The following is an 11,159-nucleotide window of genomic DNA, read 5'->3' as shown; positions in this document are numbered from 1 at the left end:
CCCATTGTCCGAATGCGTCCCTCTTCGACGAACTTTTCAACCCACAAAATAGCAACTACACTCGTTCTAACATTGTACTGGAATAGATATTCTCCAGTTGGTTGATCCGTTCATTTAGTTCGGGGCCGAAGTGAGTGTCGCTTTCGATGGTCATGACAGCCAGGCCGCCTTTGGTTTCGCGCGCCAGGTGAAAATTGCAGATGTTTACTCCGTACTCTGCCATCAGCTCAGTAACTGCAGCAATGGTTCCAGGCGCGTCCTTGTGAAGCACGATCAATGCAGGATTCTGGCCGGTAAGGGAAACCTCCATTCCATTTACACGGGTAATCAGGATATTTCCGCCGCCAATGCTGCTGCCACGGAGGGAGACCTTCTCTCCATCAGCTGCTGTAAGGGTGATTTCTGCGGTATTTGGATGGGCGTCTTCTAACTCACCTGTCTCGATCTGGATTTCCAGCCCCTCTTTTTCTGCCACATCCAGGGAAAAGCGGATCCGTTCATCATCCGTCTGCATTCCCAGGATTCCAGCCACCAGAGCCTTGTCCGTACCATGACCTTTGTAAGTTTTTGCAAAAGATCCGTGTAAAAAAATGTGCGCTTTCACCGGCTTTTTCCCGAGAAGCGCCCGGGTTACAAGCCCGATCCTTGCAGCTCCCGCTGTATGTGAACTGGATGGTCCGATCATCACCGGGCCCAGAATGTCAAATACATTCATACTAAAATTCCTCTTCTTTTTATTCAGATGCTGCCTATTCGTTCAGACAGCCTTCAGATGATTTCCCGTTGCTGTTCATTTCGTTCGCAGCAACAATTTCTCACCTGCCCTGTTATTGTTCCATCTTAACATTAAAACATACGATTTACAACATGGTTGGATTTTAAAAAATCTGCGAGGTTTATTTAGCTGCTGTTCATGAAATAAATAGTAACCATTTATTTTCCGCAAATACTGTGGTAAAATATCAGTGTTCATGACCTGAGCAGTAACAGTAAAATAATCCTATAAAAATGATCGCGGAAAATGAAAGGCAGACAATTCATGAAACGAGTAATTACCTACGGTACCTTCGATCTGCTGCACTACGGACACATCAATCTGCTCCGCAGAGCCAAGGCTTATGGAGACTATCTGATCGTGGCCCTGTCTACAGACGAGTTTAACTGGGATGAAAAGCATAAAAAGTGTTATTTTTCTTATGAAAAAAGAAAGTCTCTCCTGGAGGCCATCCGCTATGTGGACCTGGTTATCCCGGAGGAGAACTGGGAACAGAAGATCAGTGATATTAAGGAATATCATGTGGATACTTTCGTCATGGGAGACGACTGGGAAGGGAAATTTGATTTCCTGAAGCCTTATTGTGACGTGGTGTACCTGCCAAGGACACCGGAGATTTCTACCACTCAGATTAAAGAGGATCTGCAGAAGTAAAATATGCAGACGTTATTTCATCAGGGATTTCGTATATAGCGAAATCCCTGATTTTATATATATTGCGGAGTAACTATTCCGCCAGGTGTTTTTTGTAAACGCAGCTTTATTTTCCAAGGCGGAGCATATTCCAGCTGTGTTTTCCAAGAACAGTATTTAATTTGCCGCCGTCCACCTTCGTCGCTGTGGATTTCACCGGAACTACATTATCCGGGTTGGCTTCTGTATTCACAGCCTTCATATCATCATTGGTAAGCACAATGTGCTCTTTCACCTGATAGCCTTCAAACTGGCGCAGGTCACAGCTTACCTCCAGATCTTCCTCCAGACTCTTATTGACTGCAAAAATCGTAAGGGTATCCTCTTCTTCATTCCATACGCAAACAGAATCCAGATAGGAAACATCACTATAATTCTTACTATCATATGCAGGAGCCAGAACCTGAGTATTCAGCACTGTTCCGCGGCCGAAAACGCTGGTGTACATATATGGATAGAAAATGGTCTGGCGCCATGCACCTGTGTCAGAAGTCATGATCGGTGCGATTACATTTACCAGCTGTGCCAGGCATGCCATTTTCACACGGTCAGCATGGCGAAGAAGGGTGATCAGCATGCTTCCAACCAGAAGGGCATCTTCGAAATTGTATACATCCTCAAGCTGGTGCGGTGCCTGTCCCCATTTTTCCAGTTTCTCGTCGGCTTCATTGCTGTGGTACCAGACATTCCACTCGTCAAAGGAAAGATGGATGCGCTTTTTGCCATGCTTTTTCGCACGTACCGCGTCGCAAATGCTGACAACGCCAGAAATAAAATCATCCATTCCTTTGGAATTAGCAAGAAAATCCGGGGTATCGTCTGCAGCATTGCCGTAGTACTGGTGAAGGGACATGTAATCTACCAGGTCATAGCACTCGTCCAGAACTGTGTATTCCCAGTCTCCGAAGGTGGGCATGCCAAGGAAGGAGCTTCCACAGGCAACGGTCTCGATCTCTGGATCCAGCATTTTCATAATACGGGAGGTCTCTGCTGCAGTTCTTCCATATTCGTAAGCGGTCTTGTGTCCCATCTGCCACGGTCCATCCATCTCATTTCCCAGGCACCAGGTCTTAATGTTGTGGGGAGCGGCGTGTCCGTTTGCCTTACGCATATCACTGTAGTAGGTACCACCTTTGAAGTTACAGTACTCCAGAAGATTTCTGGCCTCCTCCGGGCCTCTTGTGCCAAGGTTGACTGCCATCATTACATCTGTATCCGCTTTCTTCGCCCAGTCTACAAACTCATCCAGACCGAAATGATTGTTCTCGATCACACCCCACGCCAGCTCTGGTCTGGCTGGTCTTGATTCCTTGGGACCGACGCTGTCCTCCCAGCGGAAACCGGATACAAAGTTACCGCCTGGGTAACGGACGATGGGAACCTGCAATTCTCGTACCAGCTCCAGGGTATCCTTGCGGAAGCCCTGCTCGTCTGACAACGGGCTGCCTTCCTGATAAATGCCTTCGTAAACAGCACGTCCAAGCTGTTCAATAAAGGAACCGAAAATTCGTTTATCCACCTTGCCGGTGAGAAAATATTTGTCGATGATGATCTGTGCTTTTTTCATGGGTATCCTCCTTTTATTTCGCCAGGTCTATGGCAGATTTCTTATGAACCATCTAACCGATTGTGATTTCCAATATTGCAATTTCACATTGCATACTTAGCGGTCTTACCTTGACCGATTCGTGAGTTTTCTATTTTTCATTTTAATAAATCATATATTTTTTACCAGTTTTTTTCTTCCGATATAGTTGACTTTTTTTCCGATAATCATTACAGTGAAGGAAATGGGAAAAAGGAGGCTTTGCCATGAATTTTTCTACGGTTTCGGATGTGGATTTTTCCATTCAGTTCTGCGAATATAATTACTCCAATCCCGATTACGACCAGATTTACCGTCCAAAGGGCAGTGGAGATTATCTGTTCCTGCTTTTTAAAACACCAATGAAGGTCTATCGGGACCAGAAGTTTCATATTTCCAGGGAAAATGCCTGTATTCTCTATGCACCAGGCTGCGGGCAGCATTATAAGGCGGTGCAGAAATTCCGAAACAGTTATGTGCATTTTTCCTGTCAGGAGGATCCTGGGGAAAGGTTTGGGATTCCATTAAATACTGTTTTTTATCCGGGGAATTATGAGGATATTGATGAATGCATCCGTCTTCTTCATAAGGAGCATATTTCAAATGATTTATTTTCCGATGAGTACGAGTATACTCTTTTTCGGCAGCTTATGATCACAGTTGCCAGAGGACTTGAGACGCAACAGATGAGGGGAAATGTTGCCGACGGGGACGGGCTTTATTTTGAATTTCGTAAGCTGAGACTGGAAATGCTGACCAACTACGCGAAGCCGTGGGATACAGAAGAGCTTTGCAGGCAGGTTAATCTGGAAAAAAGCCAGTTCTACGCCTGCTATCAGAAATTTTTCCACAGTACGCCTCACGCAGATCTCCTTCAGATCCGGATGGATAAGGCGAAGAACCTGCTGACCAACGAGGCGCTGACTGTACAGCATATTGCACAGGTGTGCGGATTTTCGGATTATTCTCATTTTAGCAGATATTTTAAGAAGCAGGCGGGATGCTCCCCGGCGCAGTTTCGGAAGAGGTTAATGGAGACCGTTACTCTGTAACGGTCTCCACACGATCACTCCTACCGATATTTCCATATTCCGTGAAGTGCATAGGACAAGAAAAAGCAGGCACTTCTAACCGGGCCATAGCCAACATAGCGGTATACCTGATAGGTCATGGCAGCGGATTTCACCTTGTTTCTGGATTTTCCACCTTCGGAGAGGCGGTATTTCAAATAGGGTTCGTTAATTCCTGTGGCATGTCCGTATTTGCGCACCACCTTCAGCCAGGTAATGTAATCCTCGTGACTGTCATCGTGCTCCATTGGAAATTCCAGGGCTACTTCACGGAGGAGCAGTACAGAGGAGCAGTTTATGCTGTTGTGTTTCAAAAGTTCATGGTAATCCAGGCGGGATTTGACAGGGATATATTTGCCTGTGGAGGTGCCGTCTGGCGCCATGAGATCACGGCCTGTGGAGCAAATCACGTCGCCTGTTTTCTCAAGGGCCTTCAGCTGTGCTGTCAGCTTGCCTTCCTTCCACCAGTCGTCTGCATCCAGAAAGGCTACGTATCTGCCCTTTGCCATGGAAACACCACGGTTACGGGAGCCGGCGGCGCCAAGGTTGCGCTCATTTTTCACATAGAGAAAGTCCGGGCGGTTCTCCCACGGTTCCAATGCCGACCGGGTCCCATCTGTAGAGCCATCATCAATGACGATCAGCTCCAGAGGTACGTTCTGAGCATAAACAGACTGAACTGCCTGGGCAATGTATTTCTCGCCGTTGTATACGGGCATGATGACAGAGACCAGGGGGGACGGGCTTTCTACCTTATCTGAATTCTCTGCTGTGCATTGATTACGATTGGGGGTTCCGCTCTGGTTCGTTCTTTGATTTTCGCTCTGTCTCATGACCTTCTTTATCTTTTTATCGCCATCCTGTGCCGTTTTCCGATTCTCTGCCTTTTCCAAGTTCTATACTCCTGTCTTTCACAAATATGATTTTCCCCATTATATCGCAGAACCCAGGATTCGTCCAGTCAGGCCAACCCAAACTCCAGCAGCAGCTTATTTCGGAACTCACGGTCAGTGCTTGCCTTTAACAGCTCACTGATACGATCTGCTAAAATAAGCTTCTCACTTAGAGTCGCCATTTCGTCTTGACCTTTCAATCGGCCTTCCTGTTTTCCTTCTTGTCTTCCCTCCTGTCTTCCCTCTTGTCTTCCCTCCAGCCTGCTATCTCGCAGCATCTCTTTAATCGCTTTACACATATCAAATCCACCTCCTTCAGCTTTTACCTCTTGTTTTATAAATTTCAAGTTTCGGATCCCTGCCATTACGGACAGGAGGTCATAGGCATCTTCTGGTAAGTTGGCGAACACTGCCTGGTTTTCTTCTATGTATATTTTTAGTTTCGTTTTGTCATTAGTTCTTTTTAAAAATCCGCAAACCTGGCGCAGGTCGGTTTTAAACCATTCTTCATTTGGGAAATGACGCATTTCGAAAATCAGGAGTGGTTTTTCTATAAACAGTTTCTTCAATTCTTCCGGAAACCTTTCTATCCAGAATATTTCATGTAAAAATTAAAATCTAAATAACTTCTTTTTAAGTTTCACATTGATTAATTTTCATATCATTGCTAATTAATTTTCTGCCATCTTTCGTTATCGTAATTATCTGGTCCTGATGGAGCAACAATCCCTGAACTTATTTTTGATATATATAAATTTCCATTATCATCTTTATAAATATCACCAGCATTTACATAATTAAAGGAATGGTTTCCCTTATTAGATTCGTCTGCCGAAGTATAAACAGCACCCGTACACTTTCTGAAAATGTCCTCGTTACCGGGTTTATTAGGACCTACCCATTGCACATCATCAACATCATGACCATAACGTATATTCGTTATAACATAATATGAACCATCCTCATAATACAAATCCCCAATGTTAAGCTTTACAGTTCCTGATTTCGGATACACTTTTGCCTTAGCTGTAACATAACTCCAATTTTCAGAAGATGGTTTTGATGGTTTTGATGGATCCGTTGGTGTTACTGTAGGATTCAGCGGATTATCTGGTATTGGCGTTACTGTCGGATCATCACTAGCACTTCCACCTTCCCAATAAAACGAAACATATTCATCTCTTCCACTTGTAGGTGGATGATATGTAATTACACAAAATCCGTTCGGTCCTGGCTGTCCTTTCCAATAAGGCTCTCCCGCTTTGGAGGACACACCTCCAATTGTAATCGGCTCAGCGGTCTGCCAGCCAGATTGTTTCTGTTTCAATGGTGTTACCGTAATGGAATAAGCACCTGCCTCAATTGTATAACCCTTAGATGTCTGTTCTGTTGCTTTATATATCGTCTGCCCCGCGTCCTTCGTATAAATCGCCGTCGTATCCCCCGTGATCGCGGCCACCATCACTTCCGCGTATGCGGATCTGACGTCGGAGAGGTCTACGGCTTCGCGGCTTTTTTCGAGCTGGCTTGTGAAAATGGGGATTCCGATCGCTACTAATACAGCAATTATCGCTACTACGATCAAAAGTTCTGCTAACGTAAATCCTTTGGCAGATTTTATTTTTCTCTTCATAAACATCCCTTTTTCCTATGTATTTGTTGCTGAAAAGTACACTTTTGCTTTTTAAGGATAGCACATAGACCTTCCGAAGTCTACCAGCATTTTCGCCAAAATAATGCCTCATTTTCGTGAAGGTTGCGCAGTGGATAGAGCCTTTTATTCCAGCTCGCTCCACTCATATTCCACCACTGCCCTGGTTCCCAATGCCCCGGGATCGCCTATGCCTTCATAGTAGTAACTTTCCCCGTTTCCATAGACAATTACCCCGAACCACTTCAGTTCCGGATCCGTCCGCTTGATTTTCATATTGTTGGAAATTCCTGTTTTTCTTAAATGGGGATAGAGCAGGAAACCAGTGCCGCTATAAGCGCCACAACAATAAGAAGTTCTGGGAGAGAAAAACCTTTGGTAGTTTTGCAAAATACCCGACAGCATCTTCCATACCAAAATCCCACTCTCTTATTAGAAGCTACGCATTATCGGCTTCCCCAGCCTTCAGCCGGATTCCGTCCATAAACGTGACTGTGCTCACACTCCCCTGGGCAACCAAAATTTCCAGAACCAGCATCCGTTTCTTCTTTGCCGCATGCTGCCATACAGGGTATTTCCCGGTCAGTTCCTGCATCTGGGAGGCACGCAGGCTTTCCAGGGGATTTCCCTGGGAAACTTCTTTTTCCCAGTCTGGTAAAAGGTTGCCACGCCTGGATACCAGTTCTGCCCACGCCAGGCTCAGCTGCTCCTCTATTTTCTCTTCAGATACTGGCTGCGCCTGACAGGTTTTCTTTTTTTCCCCGGCGGTATTGATGCATTTCCACTGGCTTTTACCCCTCTTTTTCACGAATCTGCCGCCGCATTGGGAGCAAAAAATTTTCCCATAAAAGGGCTCCAGGCTGCCGCTTCCCAATTCTCGGATCTGGTGGGTTTTCTTGAAAGCTTCAATTCTCTTTTGCTCCAGCTGGGCTGCCTCCCACAATTCACGCTCTACGATAGCCTCGTGATTATTTTCTATATAATACTGGGTAAGCCTGCCGTCATTTCGCTCCAGCTCCCTGGTGAGAAAGTCGCGGACATAGTATTTCTGCATAAGCAGATCCCCTTTATATTTTTCATTTCGGAGTATGCGAAGGACGGAAACTGCTGCCCAACGGGGCTCGCCGTGTACACCTGGGACTTTTTCCGCATTGAGCTTCCGGGCTATTTCCGATGGCTGCCAGCCTTCCAAAAAATCCTGGAAAATGCGCCGCACCACTTTCGCCTGCTCCTGGTTCACGATCAGATGACCGGCTTCGTCTTTGTCATAGCCCAAAAAGCCGGTGGTATTGATATGGGGAATGCCTTGCTGGAACCGGGAGCGGATTCCCCACCTGGTGTTTTCCGAAATATTCCGGGACTCCTCCTGGGCCAGACTGGACAAAATGGTAAAAAGCAGTTCTCCCGAAGCCTCCATTGTATTGATTCCCTCTTTTTCAAAAATTACAGGAATCCCAAGGCTTTTCAAATGTCTGGCATAATGAAGGCAGTCCCTGGTGTTCCTGGCAAAACGGCTGATAGATTTGGTAAGCACCAGGTCTACTTTTCCCGCTTCACAGGCTGCGATCATGCTTCGGAAGCCTGCCCTTTTGCGCGTCCCAGTCCCGGAAATTCCTTCATCCGAGAAAATCCCTGCCAGTTGGTACTCTTCTTTTCCATTAATATATTCCGTGTAGTAGGTGATCTGGTTGGCAAAAGAGCCCAACTGCTCTTCCTGCTCTGTGGATACTCGGCAGTAGGCCGCCACTCTGTATTTCGAATTATCGGACTGTTTCGCGTCTGAATTTATCTGGTTTGGGGGAATAACCGTAAGTTTCTTTTCCATTGATGTTCTCCTTTCCAATGTAGGCTGGGCAGTTCAGGTTTCGAAGGGGATATAATTTCTCGTCTGGTATGCGCACGCCGGTGCAAAAAGCTTTTCCTTTGCGGCTCAGACCATTGCAGATCCACCAGACAGAGCGGTTTCGGGCAATGATCCGGCGCAAGTGGGAGCCGCAATATTTGCAGAAGATCCGGTCTTTGTAGGGGTAGTTGGAGCTGGTCAGTGCTAGAACAGGCTGTAGAGATGTGGGAGGTGAAAAATCGGTTATCTTTTTTCCTGCGGTTGTTTTTCTCACAGGTGATCCTGCCAGCTGCTTCGGATTTTGTTGGGCTTTTTCCCATAGTTCTTCCGAAACAAGTGCTACATGGTCATGTCTGATATAGTACATTTGTTTTTCCCCTTTGTTTCTCACCAGCTTCCGTTGACTGTTTACATAATATCTCTGGCAGATATAATCGCCTTTATAGGCATGGTTGTGGAGGATCCGGCTTACTGTGGAACGGGTGAAGCGCTTTCCGTTCTGGGTGGTGATCTGGCTTTCATTGAGATATCTTGTGATCTCCGCAACACACCAGCCATCTGCTGCCATTTGAAAAATCTCCTGGACAAGCCTGGCATTTCCATCTGGCAACAGCACGCCTTCCTGGCTTTTCCGATAGCCAAGACAACGGTGAAGCTGCTGGATTGGCTGACCTTTTTCGTATTTCCGCTGACGGGATACCTGCGTCAGCCATCTGGAGGTCTCGCTTTCTGCCTGTCCGAAAGCAGCGTAAAGAGTAAGAAGGAGCTCTCCTTCCTGGGAAAGTGTATGGATTTTCTGGAGTTCGAAATAGACATCTATTTCCAGGGTGCGGAGCTGGCGCGTGGTTTTCAGTATGGTGTCGGTATTGCGGGCAAAACGGGTGATGGATTTGGTGATGATCTGGCGGAAATGACCGTCCTGGGCGTCCTTTAGCATCTGGGAAAAGCCTGGGCGTTCCTCTTTGTAACCAGATATACCAAAATCGTAATAGATTTTTGCCAGCGAATATTGGGGATTGTTTTTCATAAAATCCTGGTAATGCGTGATCTGATTTTCCAGAGAATCCTGCTGATGAGGGTGGGTTGTGGATACGCGGCAGTAGATGGCGGTGGGAATCCGAGGTGTGGCCAGGGTTCGGGTGTGGGATGGCAGGTTAATTGGTTTTGGGGCTGATTTTTCTGGGCTTTCCTGAAATGCAGCCTGGGGGCTTGTTGGGAGTGGTGCTTTCTGGCGTGATGGAACAGTATTATGGCAAAGGGATGAAAGACTGGAGTTCAGATGGGTGAGCATACTGTCTATCCTCCCTTCTCTTTTGGTTTGCCGCTTTTCTTTTTTGATTGTACAGTGCCATTTTTTTGTCGCTGGAGTAGGCGCTGTTGCCAGATAAATTGCGCATAAGGATTTTCCGGGCGGTGGCAAACTCAGGACCTTTCAGCCCAAGCTGATTCAGCCAGATCCGGAATTGATATTTTTCGCTGGATGGTGGTTGTGCATTTTTTCTTGATGGCACCAGCCACTTGCGGGTACTGGCAGTTAAGAGAAGTTTCTCCGTAAATAGCAGGCAGGCAGCTTTTTCCCCTGGGGGAAATGTGGTTGGGTGGGTAATCAGGATGTGGTTATTTTCCAGTGTGAAGCCTGGAATGGCTTTGATCAGAAGGTGGTGTTTGGCTGTCAGAATTTCGGATAGATTCCGCCGCGCCAGCTCCGCCAGATTGGACAGCGGGATCCGCAAAGACTCAGACGGACCAGGCTGCCCGGTGGGGGGATTGAGGTGAAATGTGATGGTTTGATTCATTTTTTTTAACCTCCTCATATGTTTTGGTGAATTCAATATAACATATGGAGAGGGGATGTGTGGGAGACTATTTTTACTGTAACAGTGCTAATTTTTCTTTTAAATGGAGGACTTCCCGTTCTGCAAGGTCCGCTCGTTTTTCTGCTGAAGCCGCTCGTTTTTCTGCTGAAGCCGCTCGCTTTTCTGCTGAATCTGCTCGTTTCCGTTCTTTTTCCGTATTCTTACGCTCCATTTCAGCGCCAGCCTCATATTCTTCCCTGCGCAGAAGTTCTTCTTCCTCTTTTTGGTTATACTCAAATATACTCATTGCAATAACCTCCGCTCGATTTTTTCGCAGAAAATCTGCCAGAATGTCCTCTTCAATGCACTCTTTAACAGCTCTTTCAACCGCTGCTTTTAATGGCATGATTTTCTGGTATTTCCTTACTCTGGCTACATATTGTGCATATTCCTTTAGTTAGTTCTTAACTACCTGTACTGGATATTTTTATAAAACGCTTATAGGAAAAGGTTACTTTGATCGCAGCAAAGCTAATTTTTCTTGCAAACGGCGAATTTCCCGTTCTGCAAGGTCTGCTCGCTTTTCTGCTGAATCTGCTCGTTTCCGTTCTTTTTCCGTATTCTTACGCTCCATTTCAGCTCCAGCCTCATATTCCTCCCTGCGCAGAAGTTCTTCTTCCTCTTTTTGGTTATACTCGAATATACTCATTGCAATAACCTCCGCTCGATTTTTTCGCAGAAAATCTGCCAGAATGTCCTCTTCAATGCACTCTTTGACGGCTCTTTCAACCGCTGCTTTTAATGGCATGATTTTCTGGTATTTCCTTACTCTGGCTACATATTGTGCATATTC

General features: G+C 46.1%; 13 protein-coding genes and 1 pseudogene. 2 read left to right on the top strand and 12 right to left on the bottom strand.

The window, feature by feature from the left end:
- Positions 1-55: 55 nt before the first annotated feature.
- On the bottom strand, positions 56-715 hold the full coding sequence (gene sdaAB, locus LIQ05_RS18645) for an L-serine ammonia-lyase, iron-sulfur-dependent subunit beta (protein ID WP_226822847.1): 660 nt from the start codon (positions 713-715) through the stop codon (positions 56-58).
- Between the two features lie 324 nt (positions 716-1,039).
- Between sdaAB and tagD the strand changes: the two genes are divergently transcribed.
- Positions 1,040-1,429: a glycerol-3-phosphate cytidylyltransferase gene (tagD, locus tag LIQ05_RS18640; protein WP_226822846.1), complete on the top strand. Its 390-nt coding sequence runs from the start codon at positions 1,040-1,042 to the stop codon at positions 1,427-1,429.
- A gap of 106 nt (positions 1,430-1,535) precedes the next feature.
- Here tagD and LIQ05_RS18635 read toward each other — a convergent pair whose 3' ends face one another.
- A complete protein-coding gene (locus LIQ05_RS18635; protein WP_226822845.1) occupies positions 1,536-3,035 on the bottom strand; it encodes an alpha-N-arabinofuranosidase in 1,500 nt (499 codons plus the stop codon).
- Positions 3,036-3,280: 245 nt separating this feature from the next.
- Here LIQ05_RS18635 and LIQ05_RS18630 point away from each other — a divergent pair, with 245 nt between their 5' ends.
- The gene (locus LIQ05_RS18630) at positions 3,281-4,105 is read left to right on the top strand and encodes a helix-turn-helix domain-containing protein (protein ID WP_226822844.1); all 825 of its coding nucleotides are present in this window, start codon (positions 3,281-3,283) and stop codon (positions 4,103-4,105) included.
- A gap of 20 nt (positions 4,106-4,125) precedes the next feature.
- On the opposite strand, the gene LIQ05_RS18625 is transcribed toward LIQ05_RS18630, so the two are convergent.
- From LIQ05_RS18625 to LIQ05_RS18580, 10 genes and pseudogenes are all read right to left on the bottom strand, one after another.
- Positions 4,126-5,016 (bottom strand): glycosyltransferase family 2 protein, encoded by an 891-nt coding sequence (locus LIQ05_RS18625; RefSeq protein WP_264292811.1) that lies wholly within the window; start codon positions 5,014-5,016, stop codon positions 4,126-4,128.
- A gap of 68 nt (positions 5,017-5,084) precedes the next feature.
- Entirely contained in the window at positions 5,085-5,585 is a 501-nt protein-coding gene (locus LIQ05_RS18620; RefSeq protein WP_226822843.1) for a hypothetical protein, read from the bottom strand.
- Positions 5,586-5,683: 98 nt separating this feature from the next.
- Entirely contained in the window at positions 5,684-6,649 is a 966-nt protein-coding gene (locus LIQ05_RS18615) for a type IV pilin protein (RefSeq protein ID WP_226822842.1), read from the bottom strand.
- Positions 6,650-6,793: 144 nt separating this feature from the next.
- Positions 6,794-6,943: a hypothetical protein gene (locus LIQ05_RS18610; RefSeq protein ID WP_226822841.1), complete on the bottom strand. Its 150-nt coding sequence runs from the start codon at positions 6,941-6,943 to the stop codon at positions 6,794-6,796.
- Between the two features lie 23 nt (positions 6,944-6,966).
- A complete protein-coding gene (locus LIQ05_RS20795; RefSeq protein ID WP_226822840.1) occupies positions 6,967-7,092 on the bottom strand; it encodes a prepilin-type N-terminal cleavage/methylation domain-containing protein in 126 nt (41 codons plus the stop codon).
- Positions 7,093-7,106: 14 nt separating this feature from the next.
- Entirely contained in the window at positions 7,107-8,492 is a 1,386-nt protein-coding gene (locus LIQ05_RS18600) for a recombinase family protein (protein WP_226822839.1), read from the bottom strand.
- Entirely contained in the window at positions 8,428-9,801 is a 1,374-nt protein-coding gene (locus LIQ05_RS18595) for a recombinase family protein (protein ID WP_226822838.1), read from the bottom strand. The genes LIQ05_RS18600 and LIQ05_RS18595 overlap by 65 nt, the downstream gene beginning before the upstream one ends.
- The gene (locus LIQ05_RS18590) at positions 9,758-10,306 is read right to left on the bottom strand and encodes a hypothetical protein (RefSeq protein WP_226822837.1); all 549 of its coding nucleotides are present in this window, start codon (positions 10,304-10,306) and stop codon (positions 9,758-9,760) included. Before LIQ05_RS18590 ends, LIQ05_RS18595 begins: the two co-directional genes overlap by 44 nt.
- Before the next feature lie 73 nt (positions 10,307-10,379).
- Positions 10,380-10,712, bottom strand: coding sequence for a hypothetical protein (locus LIQ05_RS18585; protein ID WP_226822836.1), 333 nt, complete (start codon positions 10,710-10,712; stop codon positions 10,380-10,382).
- A gap of 105 nt (positions 10,713-10,817) precedes the next feature.
- Positions 10,818-11,159: pseudogene (locus LIQ05_RS18580) on the bottom strand (hypothetical protein); the annotation flags it as partial.

The organism is Blautia glucerasea, assembly GCF_020537505.1.
Classification (GTDB): Bacteria; Bacillota; Clostridia; order Lachnospirales; family Lachnospiraceae; genus Blautia_A.
Note: the sequence above shows the minus strand (reverse complement) of the source record. Positions and strands in the feature narration are given on the sequence as shown.